The sequence below is a fragment of the Dokdonia sp. LLG6352-1 genome, from assembly GCF_045055815.1.
Classification (GTDB): Bacteria; Bacteroidota; Bacteroidia; order Flavobacteriales; family Flavobacteriaceae; genus Dokdonia; species Dokdonia donghaensis.
On the sequence record NZ_CP159329.1, the window covers coordinates 650,267 to 671,399 of the forward strand.

Below are 21,133 nucleotides of genomic sequence, written 5' to 3' on the forward strand. Positions count from 1 at the left end.
GTATGAAACAAATTACTCTTTTAATTACCTTATTTCTAGCATCGTGCACAGTTTTTGCACAAGACCTAGTAATCACAGGTATTTTCGACGGAAACCTTACGGGAGGTACTCCAAAAGCAATAGAAATTTATGCACTAAATGATATTGCAGACTTAAGCACATACGGTTTTAGCAACTCAAGTAACGGAAATGGAATTTCTGAAGTTGAGTTTGCCTTTTCTGGGTCTGCTACCGCTGGAGACTATTTTTACATCTCTACAAATGAAGAAGATTTTATGACCTTTTTTGGGTTTACTCCAGACTTCATCTCAAATAGCGCAAATAACAATGGAGATGATTCTATAGCAATTTATGATAGTGTGGCAGATGACGGTTCTGGAACACTTCAAGGAACACAAATAGATGTTTATGGAGCTCTAGATACAGATGGTACAGGTGAAGCTTGGGAATATCAAGACGGATGGGCTTATCGTGTAAGCGGTACTGGACCTGACGGAACTACGTTTATGGTAGGTAACTTTACATACAGTGGGACTAATGCAAATGATGATGACACTACTCAAGCAGACGCTACAAACCCTTGGCCAATAGGTACGTACTCTACTACACCTCCAGCTTGCTCATTAGTACTTGGCACTGCTACAGCTACTTGTGATACTGAGACCACAGCTGTAGATGGCACAACAGTTATGATACCTTATACAGGTGGTGGAGACGCTACTTATACTGTAGCAATTATGAGTGGTGGAGGCGTTGTAGGAGGTGATGACCCTACGACTACGGCAAACGGAACAATCACACTAACAGAAGTTTCTGAAGACGTAACAATAACACTTGAAGTAACAAGTACAGATTGTATGCTCTCTATAGATGTTACAACACCAGCTTGTGAGCCAGCTACAGAAGTTGCAAATATCGCAGCACTTAGAGCGGGAACAATAGGTGAAGAGTACACCCTTACCGGAGAAGCAGTACTTACATTTCAACAAGATTTTAGAAATCAAAAATTTATTGAAGATGCCACAGGTGCTATTCTTATAGATGACAGCGCAGGAACTATTACTACTGCATATAATGTTGCAGATGGTATTACTGGTATAACAGGAGTACTAGGAGACTTTAACGGGATGACACAATTTATACCAAGTGTAGATCCAGGTGCTGCAACTTCTACAGGAAACACTATTACACCACAAGAAGTAACAGTAACTGAACTAGCTGCAAACCCTAATGACTATGAGTCTGAGTATGTAAGAATAACAGGTCTTACTATAGACAACTCTACAAATGCATCTTGGGTAAATGGTCAAGAGTACCCAATGACTAATGCAGATGGATCTTATATTTTTAGAACAACATTTTTTGATGTGGACTATATAGGTGAAGTAGTACCAACTGATGAGGCAAATATCTCTGGTATTATTAATGAACGTAATAATGGTGAGTACTTCATTACGGCTAGAGATGCAGCAGATATAGAGGCAGATGCAGTAGAGGCTACAGAAGTTGCAACACTAGCAGATCTAAGAGCAGGTACAGAAGGAACACTCTACACGCTTACAGGAGAAGCAATACTTACTTTCCAACAAGATTTTAGAAATCAAAAATTTATTGAAGATGATACAGCTGCAATCTTAATAGATGACAGCGCAGCAACTATTACTACGGCATATAATGTAGGTGATGGTATAGTAGGTCTTACAGGTACGTTAAGCTCTTTTCAAGGAATGCTACAATTTGTTCCTAGTGAGGATCCTGGAGATGCATTTTCTACCGGAAACACAATTACTGCACAAATGGTAACTGTAACAGAACTCGCTGCAAATCCTAATGATTATGAAGCAGAGTATGTAACTCTTACAGAAGCTACAATAGACACTGCAACAAATGCAGACTGGGTAACTGGCACAGAGTACGGACTTACTACTCCAGAAGGTGCATACACTTTTAGAACGACATTCTTTGATGCAGATTATATAGGTAACGCAGTACCTACGGAGGCTCAAAACATATCTGGTATCATCACAGAGCGCAATGATGGAGATTACTTTATCACTGCTCGTGATGTAACAGATTTTGAAGAGTTTTTAAGCATAGGAGAAACTACCGCTGTAACTATCGCTATGTTTCCTAACCCTGCGAGTGATCAAATCACGATAAGTACTGGGGTTAATACAGCAATGAATGTGTCTATTTTTGAGATTACAGGTAAGAAAGTAATTGAGACAACTACTGCAAACCCTATAGATGTAAGTGCGCTTGCCTCTGGAGTATATGTAGTACAAGTAGCAGATGCTACAAGCTCAACTACTGCAAAGCTTGTAATTAAATAAAGAATACACTTATACAACCTTTATAAAGCGCTCTCCGTACGGAGGGCGTTTTTTCTTTTATATCTTTGCTCAAATTCTAATAAATGCCTCAGCAAACCTTTTTAAATATCACGAATAATGAGCAATTTGAGAAGGAGGCGCTCGCTACATTCAGGTATCAGTTTGACCATAATAGCGTGTATAGGTCTTTTTGTGATTTACTATATAAACATCCCAGCGAAATAACATCAAGTAGAGATATTCCTTTTTTACCTATACAGTTTTTTAAGTCTCGCTCTATCATTTCTGGTAATGTAAAGCCGGCTATCACCTTTAGCAGTAGCGGCACTACTGGCAGCATCACCAGCAAACATCACGTGACAGATCTGAGCCTGTATGAAGATAGTTTTAGAACCGCTTTCGCGAAAGCGTACGGAAACCCATCAGACTTTGTAATACTAGCCTTGCTACCGTCGTATTTAGAACGATCTGGATCATCGCTTATTTATATGGTAGATGATTTAATTAAAAGTAGCAATCATCCAGACAGTGGCTTTTACCTTAACAATCTTGACGAGCTGGCAAAAAAATTAGTATCACTTGATACCTCTGAGAAGAAAGTCCTTCTTATAGGTGTTTCATTTGCACTTTTAGACCTTGTAGAAAAGCATACTTTTAACCTCAACAACACTATTATTATGGAAACTGGTGGTATGAAAGGAAGACGTAAAGAGATTATTCGCCCAGAACTTCATAAAATACTGAGCACAGGTTTTGGGGTAGAAAAGATACATAGCGAGTATGGTATGACAGAGCTACTAAGCCAAGGATATTCTTCTGGCGATGGGGTTTTTACCACTCCACCGTGGATGAAAGTCTACACACGCGATACAGAAGATGCACTCACCCTGCTCACAGACTCAAAAAGCGGCGGACTCAACATAATAGATCTCGCAAATAAAAATTCGTGTTCATTTATAGCAACTCAAGATCTGGGTAAAGTTTATGAGGATGGCAGTTTTAGCGTGATAGGAAGGTTTGACAATTCAGACATACGCGGGTGCAATCTTATGGCGCTTTAAAGATTATCTATATATACCGTGTAATTATCCCAAAATTTTTGCGACTTAACCTAGGTAGATATAACCAGATAAACACTTTATATGAGAACAATGGCATTTTTTATTATCGCATTAATAAGTCTCACAGCAAGCGCACAACAGACGGATTACAATCTTAAAAAAGGCTATGCTGCCGAAGGTTATGACGTAACCGAGTATTTTAACAACAAAGCTACAGAGGGCGATAAAAAGTATACAACTACCTATGATGGAGCTAAGTTTAAGTTTGCTAGTCAAGCTAACCTAGATCGCTTTAAAGCAGCTCCAGAAGACTTTATCCCACAGTATGGTGGCTATTGTGCCTATGCAATAGCAGATAAAGGCAAAAAAGTAAGTATAGATCCAGAAACCTTTGAAATAAGAGATGGCAAGTTATACCTGTTTTACAACTCTTGGGGAGTTAACACCCTTGATAAGTGGAATGAAGAGGGCGCAGAAAGCCTAAAGAAAAAAGCAGATATAGAGTGGCAATCTGTAAGGACTAAGAATTAAATACGACTTAATAATAGATTGGTTAGTTAGTTAGAAAACCCCAGATGCTCTTTTAAGAACACTGGGGTTTTCATTTATATAACTATTCTATTAGGTACTATACAGCGCGTATTAAGAAGTAGTTCTTCTTACCTCTTTGTAGTAGTATAAATGTATCATTTATAAGATCTGAAGATTGTATAGTACGATCTTCTCCCACCTTCTCCTTATTAAGAGATATAGAGTTTTCTTTAAGCGCACGTCTAGCTTCTCCATTAGATTTTAAGAAACCTGTTTTTTCGGCTAGAGCAGCAATCATATCAAGACCGGCTTCAATCTCTGTTTTTGCAATCTCTGCTTGAGGTACTCCTTCAAAAACATCTAGAAACGTAGCTTCGTCTAGTGATTTTAAATCCTCACTCGTACTTTTTCCAAAAAGCATATTTGAAGCTGCAATCGCTTTTTTAAGAGCCTCTTCATCGTGTACCGTAGTTGTTACCTCTTCTGCAAGTCTCTTTTGTAAAGCTCGCTGGTGTGGTGCTTCTTTGTGAGTCTCAATAAGAGCCTCTATCTCCTCACGATCTAAAAAAGTAAATATCTTAATGTACTTAGCCGCATCTTCATCACTTGTATTAAGCCAGTACTGGTAAAATTTATAAGGTGATGTTCTATTTGCATCTAGCCATACATTACCACCCTCAGACTTACCAAATTTGCTTCCGTCAGACTTAGTAATAAGTGGGCACGTAAGCGCGTAGCCCTTACCTCCAGCTATACGACGTATAAGCTCTGTACCTGTGGTGATATTACCCCACTGGTCACTACCACCCATCTGTAACGTACAGTCATTATTTTTATATAGATGTAAGAAGTCATACCCCTGTACCATCTGGTAAGTAAACTCTGTAAATGACATACCGTCTGCACTCTCACCTGTAAGGCGATTTTTTACAGAGTCTTTTGCCATCATATAGTTTACTGTAATATGCTTCCCTACATCACGTATAAAGTCTAGAAAAGAAAACTCCTTCATCCAGTCATAGTTATTTACCATAAGAGCTTGATTCTCTACCCCAGATGTAAAGTCTAAAAACTGTGATAACTGTTTGCGCACACATTCTTGATTGTGCCTTAGAGTCTCCTCATCGAGAAGATTACGCTCAGAAGATTTTCCAGATGGGTCTCCTATCATACCCGTAGCACCACCTACAAGAGCAACAGGTCTATGCCCAGCTCTCTGAAAATGTGCTAGTAGCATAATAGGAACAAGGTTACCTATATGCAAAGAATCTGCAGTAGGGTCAAAACCTACATAAGCAGAGCGCATTACCTCCATTAAGTGTTCTTCTGTTTGTGGCATTGCATCGTGTACCATACCACGCCACTTTAATTCTTCTACAAAATTCTTGATCATCTTATCGTTTTAACTGGAAAGGCAAATATAAAAATAAGCCATCACCTGTGATCATCCTTTTTCTGGAAAAAGACATTATATAAGAGGCGCCCTCATTACCCTCGTGTCGCGTATCTTTACAATATGATTTTAGTCACCGGAAGCACAGGTCTGGTAGGTAGACACCTACTCCTCTCACTTATAGAAAGTGGCAAACCCGTGCGTGCATTATATCGCAGCGAGCACAAAAAGGAAGAAGTGCTTGCGTATTACGCTTTCGCGAAAGCGGAATCTCACACGCACCTTATAGAATGGACACTGGGAGATATTACAGACATACCTGCCCTAAGTGCTGCCTTTGTGGGTATTACTCACGTTTATCACTGTGCCGCATTGATATCTTTTGATCCTTATCGATTTGATGAACTCACAAAAGTAAATGTAGAGGGAACCGCAAATGTTGTAAACTTAAGCCTAAGTAATAACGTAGAAAAATGCATTCACCTTAGCTCTATTGCTACACTAGCCAGCACACCGAATAACCCGATTACCGAAGAAAACTACTGGGACCCAGATGCCGAAAACTCTGTTTATGCACTCACAAAAAATGGTGCCGAGATGGAAGTGTGGCGAGGCACAGAAGAGGGACTCAATGCTGTCATTTTTAACCCTGGCATCATACTGGGAGAGGGAGATTACACCTCTGGTAGCGGCTCCTTATTTACTTATATTCTTAAAAAGAAGCTATACTACCCTACTGGATCTACCGGTGTTATAGATGTTAAGGACCTTATCGCTTTAATGATAAAAGGAATGGCCAGCTCGATACAACAAGAACGTTATATCGCTGTAGGTCATTCTATATCTTACCAACAACTACTAGCCACAATTGCAAAAACTCTTGAGACCAAAGCGCCCCAAAGAGCAATCTCTACAGGTTTTCTTAAAATCCTGAATATGCTCGATGCGATGAGAGGGCTTTTTACTCGTAAAAGACATATAACAAGTTTAAGTTATAAGTCTTTACAAAATAATAGTGTTTATAGTAACCAAAAGCTTTGCGAAGGTTTTGCATACACCCCTACTCCTCTTGTCGAAACTTTAGCGCGCGTAGCAAAACATATAAACTCCTAATTCTGTTTACGATATCTCCTAGCAAATGAGTCTGTAACAGTACGAGTAGGTAATCCCGAATTACCCTCTATAGTACGCTCACTTTGTTTTTCTTTCTGAAGTTCCTTTGCTCTAGCTGTTCTTAAAGAGTCTTTAAGCTTGCGCTCTGCAGTTTCTATAGAGTCGTCTACAGCTAGCTGGGCTTTTATCCTATCGAGTACTTTTGCATTCATTTCCCTATAAGCATCTATATCTGTGGTATAGTATGCTACATTTTGAGCATAGGTAGCACTATCTATATTAAACTTATCATATACATAAGTGTCTGGTTGGAGACCTATAAGTTTAAGCTTTGCAATGTTATATCCTTGAGCTGCATTAATTAATATAGACTCATAAAGAATCTCTTCCATCACGGGCTGCTCTATAAAACTTTCTGGCTTTTGAACCTCTGGAATTTCTTGACAACTAGCGCCAATAATCACTATGGATATTATTAGAAAAAGTTTTTTCATTACCTATCAAACGTAAGACGTTCTCCAAAAAGTTCATCATACACCTTAAAGTTTTTGTAAGCTAGACGCCCATTTACAAAAGTGTGTGTGATACGTGACTTAAAAGTAGTCCCCTCAAAAGGTGACCAGCCACATTTATAAAGAATATTATCTTTTTTAACCGTCCAAGGAGCATTAAGATCTACGAGCACTAGATCTGCCTTATAACCTTTTCTAATATAGCCTCGCTTTTCTACTTGAAAAAGTATCGCTGGATTGTGACACATCTTTTCTACAATTTTTTCTAAAGATATTTTACCCTGGTGATAAAACTCTAACATAGCGGGCAAGGCGTGTTGAACTAAAGGACCACCACTCGGGGCCTTTGTGTAAACGTTATCTTTTTCTTCAATAGTATGAGGAGCGTGATCTGTAGCAATCACATCGATCTTATCATCTAGCAATGCTTGAAAAAGCATATCACGATCTTGTGCGGTTTTTACAGCTGGATTCCATTTGATTCTAGATCCTTTTTCGTCATAGTCTGCATCAGAAAACCATAGGTGATGTATACAAACCTCTGCTGTGATTTTCTTTTCGGCCAGTGGGATACTGTTATCAAACAACTCTGTTTCCTTACCTGTAGATAAATGGAAGACGTGAAGTCTGGCTCCGGTTTTTTTCGCTAGCGCTATCGCTCTAGAAGATGAAATATAACAAGCTTCTTCACTTCTAATAATAGGGTGAAGATTCATAGGTATATCATCACCATAACGCTCTTTATATATTGCTAGATTCTCTCTAATGGTCTCTTCGTCTTCACAGTGGGTTGAGATAACCATATCTGTAGACTTAAAAATCTTTTCAAGTACAGCCTCGTTATCAACCAGCATATTACCAGTAGAGCTTCCTAAAAATAATTTAAGACCCGCAACACTTTTTTTATCAACTTTTAAGATCTCGTCAAGATTATCGTTAGTCCCTCCAAACATAAAAGAATAGTTTGCAGCAGATGTCTTGCTTGCAATCTCAAACTTTTCTTCCAGTTTCTCAACAGTAGTAGTTTGTGGGTTTGTATTAGGCATTTCTATAAAAGAAGTAATCCCTCCAGCAACAGCTGCTCTAGACTCTGTAGCTATGTTTGCCTTATGTGTTAAGCCAGGCTCTCTAAAGTGCACTTGGTCATCTATAACTCCCGGTAATAAGTATTGACCCTCTGCATCAAAAATATGCACATCTCCAGATTTTGCACTTATACTCTCTGCAATTTCCTCTATCACCCCATTGTGAATAAGTATATCTCCTCTTAAGATAGATCCCTCATTAACAATATGTGCATCTTTAATTAATATTTTTTCCATACTTATTTTTTAAATAAATGCTGTAAACGCATTTTTATAACTCCAAAAATCGCTTCTGAAATAATACCAGAGCTCATCTTACTTTCTCCTTTTGTTCTATCTGTAAAAACTACAGGTACTTCTACTATTTTAAATTTCTTCAAGTAAGCCTTATACTTCATTTCTATTTGAAATGCATATCCTACAAATTTAATATTATCTAAATCAATAGTTTTAAGCACTTTACTCCTATAGCATATAAATCCAGCAGTTGTATCATAAATATCCATACGCGTTATAAAACGCACATACCTTGAAGCTCCCCAACTTAGTAGCACTCTACCCATAGGCCAGTTTACAACATTTACACCCGTCACATACCTAGAGCCTATAGCAACATCTGCACCATCTTTTGCACAAGCGTTATAAAGCCTTATAAGATCGTTAGGGTTATGAGAAAAATCTGCGTCCATCTCAAATATATAATCGTATTCTTGGTGCAGCGCCCACTTAAAACCAGCTATGTATGCTGTTCCCAGACCATTCTTCTTTTCTCTATTAAGAAGAAATAGCTTTTCTTTATAAAAACCTTGAAGTTCTTGTACCTTTTGGGCGGTACCGTCTGGAGAATTATCATCAACCACAAGAATATGAAAGGCCCTCTGTAAGGCAAAAATATTGCGTAACAGCCTCTCTATATTGTCAATCTCGTTGTAGGTGGGTATAATAACTACAGCGTTTGCCATATAATCTTGTTTACGCAAATGTACTTATTTTAGAGTGTTCATTACTTGTACAACCGGCCTTTTGAAAGAATTTGTAGTATTTTTAACGGTCTATAAAGACTGTATATTTTGGAAACCATACTTCGCGAAATTACCTACCAAAACTGGATCACCATTTTACTGGTGACCTCCTTGGTCTTTTTAGCCGTTGCAAAGTTTTTATATGCACAACGTTTTGAAGACTTTATAACCATAACAGGAGCAGATCGATTTATTGTAACAAGATCAAGAGGTGTATATATATTCCACCCATTACAACTTATTCTTGCGACCATACAATGTATAGGTATATCTTTATTACTCTATGTTGCCTTTTGTATTACTACAGAGAAGTTCATACGTGATAATTATGACGTTTTTCTCGTCATCCTTGCGGGATACTCAACCTTTGAAATTGCGAAATTCTTAACAGAACGGCTTTCAACTTATGCATTTGACATTCATAAAAAGATGCAACCTTTCATTTATAAGCGTCTTAATGTTAAAAATATGTTAGGGTTATTTGCATTAATCAGTAGTGCATTTATCGTCTATCAACTAGAACCTCCTCATATACTTATCTATAGCCTCATTATACTCATTATTGTGATTTATACGATATCACAATTTTTACTTTTAAGACAGTATAGAGAACAAATTTTTAAACATCCTTTTTATTTTATTTTGTATTTTTGCACTCTCGAAATTGGACCCTACTTCATTTTGTATGAATTCATTACAAAGTAAAAGGGCTAATTAAAAAAATGGAGTCAATATGAAAGTGAAAACTATACTTGTTTCGCAGCCTAAGCCTAAGGTTGATAACTCACCATATTTTGAGCTCGAAGAAAGGCAGCGTGTAAAAATAGATTTCATACCCTTTATACACGTAGAGGGCGTTTCTGGAAAAGAAGTAAGATTACAAAAAGTAGATCTTAAAGATTATACGGCTATTATTTTAACTAGTCGTAATGCCGTAGACCACTTTTTTAGAATCGCAGAAGAAATGCGTTTTAAAGTGCCAGATACTTTAAAATATTTTTGTCAGAGTGAGGCTGTAGCATATTACCTACAGAAATATGTAGTATATCGTAAACGCAAGATTTATGTAGGTAAACGTACCTTCCCAGAGCTTATCCCGCTTATTAAAAAGCATAAAAACGAAACCTTTTTACTTCCATCTTCAGATAAGTTTAAGCCTATAGTACCAGAATTGCTTGACGAGCTAGGTGTAAAGTGGATGCAATCTACATTTTACAAAACGGTAGTAAGCGACTTATCACAATATGAAAATGTTTTCTATGACATCTTAGTATTCTTTAGTCCAAGTGGGATTGACTCTTTATTTAAGAACTTCCCTAACTTTGAGCAAAAGAATACTCGTATAGCGGTTTTTGGAAACACGACAGTAAAAGCAGCCGAAGAAGCAGGGCTAGAGATTAATATTATGGCACCTACTCCAGAAACTCCATCTATGACGATGGCTCTAGAGAAGTATATAAAATCTGTAAACAAGAAGTAAACACTTCTACTTACTATATAAAAAAAAGCCTGCTAGATGCAGGCTTTTTTATGTATCTCATTTACACTTTCCCATCTCACTATGAAACCAGTGATGGCGCCTCAATCGCTTCTAAGATACCATCCCACAAAACAAGTCGCACCTCTAGCGCACGTTTCGAAACCGAAATCACTTCTTGCCACTTTATTTGATCACCTCCACAGAGTTGTCTCACCATCTCAAGAGCCATAGGCCCGTGCTCATCTTCATCTAGCTCTATGTGTCTGTCAAAATAGTATTTAAAATCTGCAAGGTCCTTTTCTGGAAAGTGCGTTTCTATTTCACCTATGATAGCTGTAAACATAGATGGTATTAAATCTTCTCGCCCAAAGGTAAAAGCTGCGGCAATCTCGTGTAAATTACCACCCATTATAACCTCAAAGGTAAATTGCAAAAATTGCTGTACACTTTCTGGCAAGTGACCTGTAATATCTGCCAGTGTCTCCGTCCTATAATCTGCATTAACAACTCCTGCGATTGCTGTTGTATTTGCACCCGCCTTTCTCATTGCGTCTAGATACATCTCATAATGACTTACCCTTTGCCCTTGTGCATTAATGTCTGTCTCCTCTGCAAGCACAATCTCGTTTATAAGGTAGCGGGTTTCTGGATTGCCCACCGGTTTCCAAGGTAAGGTTGTACAGGTTAATCCACGCTGCAGAGCTTTAAGTAGTGACATAAAATCCCACACCGCATAGACGTGATGCTCCATAAAAACAACAAGATCCTCAGGAGTATGTATGCGTTTATAAAGTGGGTGGTTGAGTAATTGTTTCTGGAGTGATTCTATCTCTTTTTCGACTGTTGTAATCATAGCGTGATTTATTTTACAAAAATAAATACGCAGCAATAATAAATAGGGTTTTTGACTCTAAAGAAAATGTGAAAATTCTTCAGCAAATCTTCTTTGAGGGTTCTTATTACGCTTTCGCGAAAGCGTACTCATCACCCCACCACTTTATGAAATAACATTTATAGCTACTTATCCTTAAAATGACCTGTTATATTTCTATTTTTGCACATCTCAAACTGAGTAAGAATTATGTACAGAACGCACAATAACGGAAGCCTACGCGCCGCCGATGTAAATAAAGAAGTAACCCTAGCAGGATGGGTACAAAAATCTAGAGATAAAGGTTTTATAATCTGGGTAGATCTACGAGATCGTTACGGGATGACACAACTTGTTTTTGACCAAGAACGTACAGATGCTGCTCTTATGGAAGAAGCACGTAAACTGGGACGCGAGTTTGTAATACAAGTTACTGGTACCGTAGTTGAGCGTGATTCAAAAAACCCTAACATCGCTACTGGAGACATAGAGTTATTAGTATCAAAACTAGAGATACTTAACACTTCTCTCACTCCTCCTTTTACTATAGAAGATGAGACAGATGGTGGAGAAGACCTACGTATGAAGTATCGTTACCTAGACATACGCCGCAAGCCGGTACGTGAGAGTCTTATCTTTAGACACAAAGTCGCTCTTGAAGTACGCAAGTACTTGTCTGAGCAAGACTTTATTGAAGTTGAGACTCCTTACCTTATAAAATCTACACCAGAGGGAGCGCGTGATTTTGTAGTGCCTTCTCGTATGAATGAAGGACAGTTTTATGCACTACCACAATCACCACAGACCTTTAAGCAATTGCTTATGGTGGGTGGTATGGATAAATACTTCCAGATTGTAAAATGTTTTAGAGATGAAGATTTACGTGCAGACAGACAGCCAGAGTTCACACAGATAGACTGTGAGATGGCCTTTGTAGAGCAAGAAGATATTTTAAACATCTTTGAAGGACTTACTCGTCACTTACTTAAGGAAGTAAATGGGGTAGAGATTGAGAAGTTCCCACGTATGCTATATGATGATGCAATGCGTCTGTATGGTAATGATAAGCCAGACATTCGTTTTGGGATGAAATTTGGCGAGCTTAATGAGGTGGCACAGCATAAAGACTTTGGCGTTTTTAATAATGCAGAGCTTGTAGTAGGTATAGCAGTACCAGGAGGTAACTCTTATACTCGTAAAGAAATTGATAAAATTATAGAGTGGGTAAAACGCCCGCAAGTGGGTGCATTAGGAATGGTGTACTCTCGCTGTAATGACGATGGAAGCTTTAAATCTTCTGTAGATAAATTTTATGACCAAGAAGACCTTGCAAAGTGGGCAGAAGTAACAGGAGCTCAAAAAGGTGATCTAGTTTGTATACTCTCTGGTGAGACTAATAAAGTGCGTGCACAGATGAGCGCACTACGTATGGAGCTTGCAGAGCGCTTAGGACTACGCAAGCCAGATGAGTTTGCGCCACTGTGGGTCATAGATTTCCCGCTACTTGAGCTAGATGAAGAGACAGGACATTACCACGCAATGCACCACCCATTTACATCTCCAAAACCTGGTCAAATAGAATTACTTGACACAAAACCTGGTGAAGTAAAAGCAAATGCCTATGACCTTGTACTTAACGGTAACGAGATAGGTGGAGGTTCTATACGTATACACGATAAAGAAACACAGGCTATAATGCTACGTCACCTAGGCTTTTCTGAAGAGGAGGCAAAGGCACAGTTTGGCTTCCTAATGGACGCTTTTGAGTATGGAGCACCTCCACACGGTGGTCTTGCTTTTGGACTAGACAGACTTGTGGCTATACTAGGCGGCCAAGAGACCATACGTGACTTTATTGCTTTCCCAAAAAACAATAGCGGTCGTGATGTAATGATAGACGCCCCTGCTCCACTTGACAATGAACAACTGCAAGAATTGAATTTGAAGCTGAGAGGGTAATGATTAAGAAGGTTATTAAAATAACGCTAATAACCTTAGTAGGTTTATTTCTTATTGTGGAAGTGGGTATACGTATCTATAATTACAATATCTATGGAAAATATGATATAGATGAAGCTAAATACCCTCACGCAGTAGGATATATAAATCAATCTAAAGCACTTTATAATAATACTTACGAACTATGTGATGAGGATGCAATCTATGATATTCATTCACCACGCCATTTAAAGGTTTTTAAAAATTCTAAAAAAAGCTTTCGCGAAAATGTTAGTAGTAATTTTGATAGTTCACTTTATTCTGATTCTGGATATGTAACATTTAGGTTTATAGTAAATTGTAAAGGGGAACCAGGATGGTTTAATATTTACCAAACAAATCTGAATTATGAAGAAATAGCTTTAAACGAGAGCCTTGTTAGTGACCTTTTAGATTTTACTAAAAACCCAGACAATTGGAATGTAAGAGTCATAGGCACTAAAACCGTAGATTACTATATGTATGTAACGTATCGAATTGAAAATGGAAAAATCACTGAAATACTTCCTTAGCCTCTCACTTATTTTCCTTTTTGCCTGTTCTGAAGAAGAAACAAGTAATATGACCGCTTCAGAAAAGGTTAGTTTATCTATGAAAGTTTTTAGTGAAGGACGACATCTGTTTCAAGGCTCCCAAAAGAGTATGACACATATAGAAAAGGCTATAGAAATAGACCCAAATAACTCAGATGCTTTGCGCGAATTATCTGTAGCCTATTTAAAGCGGGGTTTAATGGCTGATTGGAAAATTAGATATGACAAAGCTGTGATTGCAAATCCTGATGTTTGGATACCTATGAGGGGATATTTACACTTGTTGTTCCATAGGGATTATGACGGTGCTATCGCAGATTTCAACACAGCAGATTCTCTTACCCCAAAATTTAAGGATGCTCCTCAAGGACAAAGCATTGATTACTGGCGAGGCATTGCCTACTTAGGTAAGAAAGATTATGAAAATTCTATAAAGAACTTTGAAAATCATATTTCGCTAGAAACTGCAAATACTGGAGAAGATTGGATAGAAACTACGACTTTCCTCTATCTCGGTATCGCCTACTATTATAAACAAGACTATATAAGTGCTGATAAGAATTTTGATAAAATACTGCGTTACAATAGAGACATTACAGCTGACGGAAATTATTACAAAGCTAAAACACTAATAGCTCTTGGTAATCATAAAGAGGCTCTGCCCTTTGCAAAAAAAGCACTTGAGCAATTTAAAAATGGAAGTTACAACAAACACGATTATGTAGAAGTAATAGAACAGCTATATGAGTCTGACATTACTGAATTAGTTGAAACTCTAGAAAAACAACAACATATTAAAAACACACTCCTTGGAAACCGAAGAATCACAAAGCAATAGCAAAGTCTTTAAGACTGTTCTTAAAACGATAGCTATCACTATGGTAAGTATATTAATACTAGCTATTATTGCTTTCTTTATAACCATTACATTTTTTGACTAGATGGATAAAGTGAGGCGTATTTTTATCATCGTATTATTCTTTATTCTTGCGGGTATGCTTGCTTATGGGTTTTACTGCAAAGCAAACATAGATGAAGCTCTAGGTCATAAGTTTATAGGACTATCTATCGCTGGAGGCTTCTTTATCTTGATGCCTACATTTATCTACCATAGATGGAAGGATCGCAAAGTTGCCGACTATATGCTTACAGATGACGCCTTTAAGAGAATGAAAGAATTTAACAACTCCAAGGATAAAAAGCACTGAATTTAAAGAGTTTACATTAATATAATCTTGGCACGAGTATTGGTTAACAAATAAAAGTGTAAGTTTGCACTTTATTAATTACATATTTTATAATGGAAGGAACAGTAAAATTTTTCAATGAGTCAAAAGGTTATGGTTTTATAACTAATGACGAGACTGGTAAAGACATCTTTGTACACGTTACAGGTCTTAACGGGGAAACTATCAACGAAGGAGACAAAGTTGAGTACGTAGAAGAAGAAGGAAGAAAAGGATTGACTGCTGCACAAGTAAGTGTACTGTCATAATTAAGATAGATACTTTTTTACGATTACAAAAAAGCTCGCCTATGGCGGGCTTTTTTATTGCCTTAACTTTTACAATAAGTAGTTCTAAAAAATTCGATTAAGAACAACGCTAGCATCCAGCAGTATGATGCAGAATACACCAGCGACTATAATAAACTTCAAAATATTATGGAGTAGCACATAATGAGGTCTTGCTTTAGACTGCCATAAAATAGCAAGAAAAAGGAGCAACAACACTACACTACCATAAAAATAATAGCTCATATAACCCAACTTAAAATGGTTTATAAGAAAGAATACGGGTATAACTGTAAGACCAGCTAGCAACGACAGTAGCCACTTTGAAGTAGTAGCGCCATACATTACAGGTATAGTACGATATCTCTGTGCAAAATCTCCCTTAAGATTCTCTAAGTCTTTTACCATCTCTCGCATAGCTATCACTAAAAACAAAAAGGACCCGTGTACAAATATCACTGGAGCCAGATTTCCATAATAGATAAACACAGCAAAGAAGGGTGTTATAGCAAGTGTTGCCGCCACGAGATTTCCTAAAAAAGGAATCTTTTTAAGCTTATGTGAGTAAATCCAAATACCAAAAATATAAAGCGCATAAAAGACAACGGCCTTAAAAGAGACATAACTAGCCGCTATAACTGCAAGAAAATTAAGAGTGAAGTAAATAGAAAGCTTTGTGTTTTGACTCACTAAGCGGTCTAGCATTGTTTTTTTAGGCCTGTTTATGAGGTCTTTTTCTGAGTCGTAAAAGCTGTTTATTATATACCCAGAGGCTATAGTAAAAACACCTGCAAGCACTAAAAAGAAAAGGTTAGGGTCAAATAATATCTCACTAAGCCTCTTATCTGGCGCAAGTATAAATATAGATGTAAGGTACTGAGCAAGTACAATAATAAGAATATTGTACCCTCTTACTACAGAGAATAGACTTACTAACTTAAGGATAAAACGTTTGTTTTTTCGCGAAAGCATAAGCTATCTCGTTTAATAAAAAATGTATGAAAATTAATTAGAACGTGTAAACCACTTCTAGCTTGTGATCTTTAAGAGCTGCTTGTGCCTTTTCAAGGTCTTCTGTAAAGCCTAGCATATAACCTCCGCCTCCTGAACCGCAAAGTTTAAGATAGTAATCATTAGACTCAATACCTTGTTTCCATAAGTCGTGAAACTTTGCAGGAATCATTGGTTTGAAGTTACTTAAAACTACTTTAGAAAGCTGCTTCACATTCCCAAAAAGTGATTTTACATCTCCTTTTAAGAAATCATCTATACAAGCATCTGTATGCTTTACAAACTGATCTTTAAGCATAGACCTAAAACCGTCTTGCTTCATATTTTCCATAAAGATATTTACCATAGGTGCAGTTTCACCTACAATACCACTATCTAAAAGAAATACAGCTCCTGTACCCTTTTCTGCTTGAGAAGGAATACCTGCAGCTTCAATGCTATCTTTACTATTAATAAGTATAGGAAGACTTAAATAACTATTAAGAGGGTCTAATCCAGAAGATTTACCGTGAAAAAATGATTCCATCCCACCAAAAATTGTTTTTAGTGTGAGCAACTTCTCTCTTGTAAGGTTTTCTAAAACGGTAATTTTATCTACGGCATATTTATCATAAATAGCTGCAACTAGCGCACCGCTACTTCCTACACCATATCCTTGTGGAATGCTTGAATCAAAGTACATACCCGCAGCCACATCTTGATTCATTTTATCAATATCAAAAGAAACTAACTCCGGCTGCTCTGTTTGTAAATCATTAAGATAAGTAACAAACTTTGCAAGCTTCTCATTTGAGTCCTTTGCCTCTTGTGAAGGGTTCTCCTCTATCTTTAACGCTCCGTTATAGAAGTTATAAGGAATAGCAAGTCCTTTTGAATCTTTTATAATTCCGTACTCGCCAAAAAGTAAAATCTTAGAATAAAATAACGGGCCTTTCATATGGGGTGCTCTTAATACCAGTTACAAATTTACAATTTTTTTGCTCCATTACCCACAAAGTCATTGATATAGTGGCCGTTTTGGCAAAATTTTGAAAGTTTAGTGGCTATAAAGTCTTGTACACTATGCTTCTCATTTTCGGGATAAAGCACGTGTACGTTTGCGCCAGCATCTAGTGTAAAGCACACCTTTGAGCCCGTTTGTTGTCTATAATCCCATATTTCATTTATAATCTCGAGCGTTTTAGGCTTCATCAATATAAAATAAGGGTGGCTGGTCATCATCATTGCGTGTAGCGTGAGTGCTTCACTTTCAACTAGTTTTATAAACGCATCTACATCTCCTACCTCAAAAACACGCATAAGCTCAGATAAGTTATCGTGAGCCTGGGAGAATCTCGCTTTCGCGAAAGCGTGACCGTGCATAAGACCGTGACCTACTGTACTACTTACTTGTTTCTCTCCTTTATCTACCAGTAAGATGGTGTCTTGATAATTTTTAAAATTATCGTGTACATTGCCATTATAACTTGTGCCAAAAATATCGCTACTATTAGATATCTCTTTATGGTTACCCCATACCACCAGAGGTCCATCTAGACTTCTACACGCGCTACCAGAACCAAGTCTTGCAAGAAAGCTAGCTTTTTGTAAAAAATAGGCGGGCGTCATATCTGGATTGCTCTGTCGCTCTATCTCCATAAGGCATAAAGCAAGCGCACTCATACCAGAAGCAGAACTTGCAATACCTGAGCTATGCGGAAAAGAGTTTGTCGTATCTATTACATACGAGTACTCCTTAACAAAAGGTATATACTTCTCTATACGTTCAAAAAACTTTGCGATTTTAGGTTTAAAATCTGGCTCAGACTTGCCGTCTAGCAGTACATCAAACTCAATCTCACCAGTAGCACTAGCAGCCTTTTTATAAGAAAGTGTGGTCGTAGTGTGACAGTTAGAAAGCGTAAAACTTATACTAGGATTTTGTGGTAATTGCTCACCGTGTTTACCCCAGTATTTTACAAGGGCTATATTACTAGGAGACTGGTAAGTGACAGATCCTTGTGTAAGTACTTTATAATTTTCTGAGGGTGTAAAATCGCTTTCGGTCATAGGGTGCTTATAGATATATGAGCAAAGATAGCAATATCAACGCTTAGACACCTCTAAGAATATTTACTACCTTTAAGACCAATCCTTTCCTTATGAACAAAGATTTACTAGTGCGTATTGTGCTTAGCATTATTATTTGCCTACTTGTAGGCACCATAGGTTCTCTAGCTACTCAATCTAGCATAGACAACTGGTATGTTAGTCTTATGAAGCCTAGCTGGAGTCCTCCCAACTGGGTATTTGCTCCCGTGTGGATCACTTTATACATTCTTATGGGGATTGCCGCCGGTATAGTTTGGAATCGAGGATTTTATCACAAATGGGTAAAAACGGCCCTTTATCATTTTGGGTTTCAGCTCATCCTTAATGGAATGTGGAGTATTATATTTTTTGGGTGGCAAGAGCCGTTTCTTGCCTTACTAGCAATTTGCGGACTATTTATCTTAGTGATATTTACTATAAAATGGTTTAAAGTAGTAAATCGATGGAGCGCTGCATTACTTATTCCTTACCTACTATGGCTTGCCTTTGCAACTGCTCTTAATTTTGAAATCTGGCGTCTTAATTAGAAAGTGCTAGCAATTTTACGATGGTCTTATAATTGCGGGTTGTAGCAAGCACGTTCAATCTTTTTTCAAAAAAAGTGTTTGTCGCCTTTGCTTTTCCGTATCCTTTCTCTGGATATATGTAAACACAATTTTCTGTAGCAATAAAGTGCTCGTTAGGTAACTCTAGATTATTTGCAAGCGCTCTATCTTCTGTACTAGGTATGGTATGTAACAATGCAAAATAACTTGACGCTAAATATTCTGGTGAGAGCGCATAATTCTCATAAACCTGAGTGAGCATTTTACGAGTGAGCACAAACACTGGGACCTCAAAACCGAATGCATCTACAATAGCTTTCTTTATAACAGCTGTTATCTCATCTATACTTTTCTCGTGAGATTTAAATATTATATTTCCACTCTGTATATAAGTCACCACGTCATTGTATCCTAGCGAAGTAAAAAGAGTTTTGAGGCCTGCCATTTTGATTTTTTTATGACCTCCTACATTAATCCCGCGCAGTAAACATATATACGTATTCATAAATCTACTTTTAAGAATCTATAGCCTGAGCAATGAGATAGCCTCCCGTCCAGGCATTTTGAAAGTTAAACCCGCCTGTGATTGCATCTATATTGAGCACCTCTCCAGCGAGATAAAGATGATTTACTTTTTTACTCTCAAAGGTTTTAAAGTGTACTTCTTTAAGGTTTATCCCTCCAGCAGTCACAAACTCCTCCTTAAAGGTGCTCTTACCATCTACCTTGTATCTGGATTGAGTAAGTTCTCTACTAAGAGATTGAAGTTGGCTTTTTGTAAGCTCTGCCCACTTTATAGATGGTTGTATTCCGGCTGCAATGAGTAAGCTTTGCCATAGGCGCTTAGGTAAGTCTAACTGTGCATAGGTGTGAGGCGACTGCTTTGCGTGAGCCATTTTGAGCTCCATAAGCATCTCTAGTGCCTCTTCTTGCGAGTAATGCTGCAGCCAGTTTACCTGTATGTCAAATTTATAATGAATAGCAGCAAGATCTCTCGCTCCCCAGGCAGACAGTTTTAATATAGCCGGGCCACTCATCCCCCAGTGTGTAATAAGTAATGGTCCTTCAGACTTTTGCTTTGTACCAAGTACTTTTATAGTGACATCTTTTGCAACACCCATTAACCCCTCAATACGTTTATCTTTTATATTAAAAGTAAAAAGTGACGGTACGGCGTTAGTAATAGTATGACCTAGTTTTTCGAGGAGTTTCCACATTTTAGGGTTACTACCTGTGGTCATCACTAGCTTATCGCAAGTAAACACCCCCTTACTAGTTTTTACAAAAAAGGTGTTGGTGGTTTGCGCTTTCGCGAAAGCGTCATCAAAACCTACATCTTGCACCGCGTGGTTAGTAAGCACTTCAATGCGATGCTTTTTTGCCAGAGAGATAAAACAATCTACAATAGTGGCCGAAGAATCTGTTACTGGAAACATTCTTCCATCTTCTTCTATCTTGAGCTCGACACCACGTTCTTCAAACCAGGCTATGGTATCACCCGTCATAAAAGTATGAAATGGCCCAAGCAGCTCTTTCTCACCTCGAGGATATTTTTTTGAAAGCTGCTTAGGTATAAACTCTGCGTGAGTAACATTGCAACGACCACCACCAGAAATTTTAACCTTAGTAAGGACATCTTTACCTCGCTCAAGTATAGCAATCTTGAGTTGCGGATTTTTTTCGGCAAGATTAATAGCTGTAAAAAAACCGGCAGCCCCACCTCCTACTATGAGTATATCAAATCTATTCATCTTAACATCTGGAATAATACGTTTGTAAAGATAAGTTTATTAAAGCCTTTACTATATAATTTACTTTGCTTCTATATTATATGGCCCCACCACCAAATACGTTTTTTAAAAAGCAAATTAAGGAGCTCTAAGTATTTTAAATAAAGTGGCTAATAATATGAGTACGCTTTTGCGAAAGCGTAAACCCAATTATAGGACCCGCATCACTTGTTTTACAAGTTGAAAATTTAACATTTACTAATGTTACGAAAACATTACGAAAAAGTGTTTTAAATAGCTAGATTTTAAAA

At 37.6% G+C, this 21,133-nt stretch carries 22 protein-coding genes; 12 read left to right on the forward strand and 10 right to left on the reverse strand.

Going from position 1 to position 21,133, the window contains the following annotated elements:
* The first annotated feature begins 2 nt into the window (after positions 1–2).
* From ABVM49_RS02980 to ABVM49_RS02990, 3 genes are all read left to right on the forward strand, one after another.
* Positions 3–2,333 (forward strand): DUF5689 domain-containing protein, encoded by a 2,331-nt coding sequence (locus ABVM49_RS02980; protein WP_405202958.1) that lies wholly within the window; start codon positions 3–5, stop codon positions 2,331–2,333.
* 83 nt (positions 2,334–2,416) lie between these two features.
* Positions 2,417–3,394 carry an acyl transferase gene (locus ABVM49_RS02985; protein ID WP_405202959.1) on the forward strand — a complete coding sequence of 326 codons (978 nt, stop codon included), beginning with the start codon at positions 2,417–2,419 and terminating at the stop codon, positions 3,392–3,394.
* Positions 3,395–3,475: 81 nt separating this feature from the next.
* Positions 3,476–3,925 carry a YHS domain-containing (seleno)protein gene (locus tag ABVM49_RS02990; RefSeq protein ID WP_405202961.1) on the forward strand — a complete coding sequence of 150 codons (450 nt, stop codon included), beginning with the start codon at positions 3,476–3,478 and terminating at the stop codon, positions 3,923–3,925.
* 97 nt (positions 3,926–4,022) lie between these two features.
* On the opposite strand, the gene tyrS is transcribed toward ABVM49_RS02990, so the two are convergent.
* Positions 4,023–5,318, reverse strand: a complete 1,296-nt coding sequence (gene tyrS / locus ABVM49_RS02995; protein ID WP_405202963.1) for a tyrosine--tRNA ligase — start codon at positions 5,316–5,318, stop codon at positions 4,023–4,025.
* Positions 5,319–5,441: 123 nt separating this feature from the next.
* Between tyrS and ABVM49_RS03000 the strand changes: the two genes are divergently transcribed.
* Entirely contained in the window at positions 5,442–6,431 is a 990-nt protein-coding gene (locus ABVM49_RS03000; RefSeq protein ID WP_405202964.1) for an NAD-dependent epimerase/dehydratase family protein, read from the forward strand.
* On the opposite strand, the gene ABVM49_RS03005 is transcribed toward ABVM49_RS03000, so the two are convergent.
* The 3 genes from ABVM49_RS03005 to ABVM49_RS03015 are packed head-to-tail and all read right to left on the reverse strand — an operon-like array spanning position 6,428 to position 8,990.
* Positions 6,428–6,925, reverse strand: a complete 498-nt coding sequence (locus tag ABVM49_RS03005) for a DUF4296 domain-containing protein (RefSeq protein WP_405202965.1) — start codon at positions 6,923–6,925, stop codon at positions 6,428–6,430. The genes ABVM49_RS03000 and ABVM49_RS03005 overlap by 4 nt on opposite strands.
* A complete protein-coding gene (locus tag ABVM49_RS03010) occupies positions 6,925–8,265 on the reverse strand; it encodes a dihydroorotase (protein ID WP_038598864.1) in 1,341 nt (446 codons plus the stop codon). The genes ABVM49_RS03005 and ABVM49_RS03010 overlap by 1 nt, the downstream gene beginning before the upstream one ends.
* Before the next feature lie 2 nt (positions 8,266–8,267).
* Positions 8,268–8,990, reverse strand: a complete 723-nt coding sequence (locus ABVM49_RS03015) for a polyprenol monophosphomannose synthase (RefSeq protein WP_038598861.1) — start codon at positions 8,988–8,990, stop codon at positions 8,268–8,270.
* 108 nt (positions 8,991–9,098) lie between these two features.
* Between ABVM49_RS03015 and ABVM49_RS03020 the strand changes: the two genes are divergently transcribed.
* Complete coding sequence (locus tag ABVM49_RS03020) at positions 9,099–9,755, forward strand: DUF4271 domain-containing protein (RefSeq protein WP_405202966.1); 657 nt, start codon at positions 9,099–9,101, stop codon at positions 9,753–9,755.
* Positions 9,756–9,783: 28 nt separating this feature from the next.
* The gene (locus tag ABVM49_RS03025) at positions 9,784–10,530 is read left to right on the forward strand and encodes a uroporphyrinogen-III synthase (RefSeq protein WP_038598855.1); all 747 of its coding nucleotides are present in this window, start codon (positions 9,784–9,786) and stop codon (positions 10,528–10,530) included.
* A 79-nt stretch (positions 10,531–10,609) separates the two neighbouring features.
* Here ABVM49_RS03025 and ABVM49_RS03030 read toward each other — a convergent pair whose 3' ends face one another.
* Positions 10,610–11,383, reverse strand: coding sequence for a DUF3050 domain-containing protein (locus ABVM49_RS03030; protein ID WP_405202967.1), 774 nt, complete (start codon positions 11,381–11,383; stop codon positions 10,610–10,612).
* Positions 11,384–11,611: 228 nt separating this feature from the next.
* On the opposite strand from ABVM49_RS03030, the gene aspS reads away from it, so the two are divergent.
* The 5 genes from aspS (at position 11,612) to ABVM49_RS03055 (ending at position 15,427) form a co-directional block, all read left to right on the forward strand.
* Complete coding sequence (gene aspS / locus ABVM49_RS03035) at positions 11,612–13,360, forward strand: aspartate--tRNA ligase (protein WP_405202968.1); 1,749 nt, start codon at positions 11,612–11,614, stop codon at positions 13,358–13,360.
* Positions 13,360–13,911 (forward strand): hypothetical protein, encoded by a 552-nt coding sequence (locus ABVM49_RS03040; RefSeq protein WP_405202969.1) that lies wholly within the window; start codon positions 13,360–13,362, stop codon positions 13,909–13,911. Before aspS ends, ABVM49_RS03040 begins: the two co-directional genes overlap by 1 nt.
* Positions 13,883–14,770 (forward strand): tetratricopeptide repeat protein, encoded by an 888-nt coding sequence (locus ABVM49_RS03045; protein ID WP_405202971.1) that lies wholly within the window; start codon positions 13,883–13,885, stop codon positions 14,768–14,770. The genes ABVM49_RS03040 and ABVM49_RS03045 overlap by 29 nt, the downstream gene beginning before the upstream one ends.
* Positions 14,771–14,873: 103 nt before the next feature.
* On the forward strand, positions 14,874–15,140 hold the full coding sequence (locus ABVM49_RS03050) for a hypothetical protein (RefSeq protein WP_035326970.1): 267 nt from the start codon (positions 14,874–14,876) through the stop codon (positions 15,138–15,140).
* 92 nt (positions 15,141–15,232) lie between these two features.
* Positions 15,233–15,427 carry a cold-shock protein gene (locus ABVM49_RS03055; protein ID WP_035326968.1) on the forward strand — a complete coding sequence of 65 codons (195 nt, stop codon included), beginning with the start codon at positions 15,233–15,235 and terminating at the stop codon, positions 15,425–15,427.
* Between the two features lie 84 nt (positions 15,428–15,511).
* Here the strand turns inward: ABVM49_RS03055 and ABVM49_RS03060 are convergent, their stop codons facing one another.
* From ABVM49_RS03060 to ABVM49_RS03070, 3 genes are read right to left on the reverse strand one after another with little or no spacing between them, the layout of a single operon-like run.
* The gene (locus tag ABVM49_RS03060; RefSeq protein ID WP_298352824.1) at positions 15,512–16,417 is read right to left on the reverse strand and encodes a geranylgeranylglycerol-phosphate geranylgeranyltransferase; all 906 of its coding nucleotides are present in this window, start codon (positions 16,415–16,417) and stop codon (positions 15,512–15,514) included.
* 37 nt (positions 16,418–16,454) lie between these two features.
* Entirely contained in the window at positions 16,455–17,393 is a 939-nt protein-coding gene (locus tag ABVM49_RS03065) for a mevalonate kinase (protein WP_405202972.1), read from the reverse strand.
* A gap of 29 nt (positions 17,394–17,422) precedes the next feature.
* On the reverse strand, positions 17,423–18,505 hold the full coding sequence (locus ABVM49_RS03070) for a diphosphomevalonate/mevalonate 3,5-bisphosphate decarboxylase family protein (RefSeq protein WP_405202973.1): 1,083 nt from the start codon (positions 18,503–18,505) through the stop codon (positions 17,423–17,425).
* A gap of 92 nt (positions 18,506–18,597) precedes the next feature.
* Here ABVM49_RS03070 and ABVM49_RS03075 point away from each other — a divergent pair, with 92 nt between their 5' ends.
* Entirely contained in the window at positions 18,598–19,074 is a 477-nt protein-coding gene (locus tag ABVM49_RS03075; protein WP_038598834.1) for a TspO/MBR family protein, read from the forward strand.
* Here ABVM49_RS03075 and ABVM49_RS03080 read toward each other — a convergent pair.
* Together ABVM49_RS03080 and ABVM49_RS03085 are read right to left on the reverse strand one after the other, a co-directional pair.
* A complete protein-coding gene (locus ABVM49_RS03080; protein WP_405202974.1) occupies positions 19,067–19,597 on the reverse strand; it encodes a DUF1697 domain-containing protein in 531 nt (176 codons plus the stop codon). The genes ABVM49_RS03075 and ABVM49_RS03080 overlap by 8 nt on opposite strands.
* A 10-nt stretch (positions 19,598–19,607) precedes the next feature.
* Entirely contained in the window at positions 19,608–20,843 is a 1,236-nt protein-coding gene (locus tag ABVM49_RS03085) for an NAD(P)/FAD-dependent oxidoreductase (RefSeq protein WP_405202976.1), read from the reverse strand.
* Between the last annotated feature and the right edge of the window lie 290 nt (positions 20,844–21,133).

Coding starts and splice junctions, on each gene's coding strand:
- ABVM49_RS02990 (WP_405202961.1), top strand. CDS start 3,476: ATGAGAACAATGGCATTTTTTATTATCGCATTAATAAGTCTCACAGCA.
- ABVM49_RS02980 (WP_405202958.1), top strand. CDS start 3: ATGAAACAAATTACTCTTTTAATTACCTTATTTCTAGCATCGTGCACA.
- ABVM49_RS03000 (WP_405202964.1), top strand. CDS start 5,442: ATGATTTTAGTCACCGGAAGCACAGGTCTGGTAGGTAGACACCTACTC.
- ABVM49_RS03080 (WP_405202974.1), bottom strand. CDS start 19,597: ATGAATACGTATATATGTTTACTGCGCGGGATTAATGTAGGAGGTCAT.
- ABVM49_RS03050 (WP_035326970.1), top strand. CDS start 14,874: ATGGATAAAGTGAGGCGTATTTTTATCATCGTATTATTCTTTATTCTT.
- ABVM49_RS03015 (WP_038598861.1), bottom strand. CDS start 8,990: ATGGCAAACGCTGTAGTTATTATACCCACCTACAACGAGATTGACAAT.
- ABVM49_RS03070 (WP_405202973.1), bottom strand. CDS start 18,505: ATGACCGAAAGCGATTTTACACCCTCAGAAAATTATAAAGTACTTACA.
- ABVM49_RS03055 (WP_035326968.1), top strand. CDS start 15,233: ATGGAAGGAACAGTAAAATTTTTCAATGAGTCAAAAGGTTATGGTTTT.
- ABVM49_RS03085 (WP_405202976.1), bottom strand. CDS start 20,843: ATGAATAGATTTGATATACTCATAGTAGGAGGTGGGGCTGCCGGTTTT.
- ABVM49_RS03010 (WP_038598864.1), bottom strand. CDS start 8,265: ATGGAAAAAATATTAATTAAAGATGCACATATTGTTAATGAGGGATCT.
- ABVM49_RS03025 (WP_038598855.1), top strand. CDS start 9,784: ATGAAAGTGAAAACTATACTTGTTTCGCAGCCTAAGCCTAAGGTTGAT.
- ABVM49_RS03065 (WP_405202972.1), bottom strand. CDS start 17,393: ATGAAAGGCCCGTTATTTTATTCTAAGATTTTACTTTTTGGCGAGTAC.
- aspS (WP_405202968.1), top strand. CDS start 11,612: ATGTACAGAACGCACAATAACGGAAGCCTACGCGCCGCCGATGTAAAT.
- ABVM49_RS03075 (WP_038598834.1), top strand. CDS start 18,598: ATGAACAAAGATTTACTAGTGCGTATTGTGCTTAGCATTATTATTTGC.
- ABVM49_RS03045 (WP_405202971.1), top strand. CDS start 13,883: ATGGAAAAATCACTGAAATACTTCCTTAGCCTCTCACTTATTTTCCTT.
- ABVM49_RS03030 (WP_405202967.1), bottom strand. CDS start 11,383: ATGATTACAACAGTCGAAAAAGAGATAGAATCACTCCAGAAACAATTA.
- ABVM49_RS03040 (WP_405202969.1), top strand. CDS start 13,360: ATGATTAAGAAGGTTATTAAAATAACGCTAATAACCTTAGTAGGTTTA.
- ABVM49_RS02985 (WP_405202959.1), top strand. CDS start 2,417: ATGCCTCAGCAAACCTTTTTAAATATCACGAATAATGAGCAATTTGAG.
- ABVM49_RS03060 (WP_298352824.1), bottom strand. CDS start 16,417: ATGCTTTCGCGAAAAAACAAACGTTTTATCCTTAAGTTAGTAAGTCTA.
- ABVM49_RS03005 (WP_405202965.1), bottom strand. CDS start 6,925: ATGAAAAAACTTTTTCTAATAATATCCATAGTGATTATTGGCGCTAGT.
- tyrS (WP_405202963.1), bottom strand. CDS start 5,318: ATGATCAAGAATTTTGTAGAAGAATTAAAGTGGCGTGGTATGGTACAC.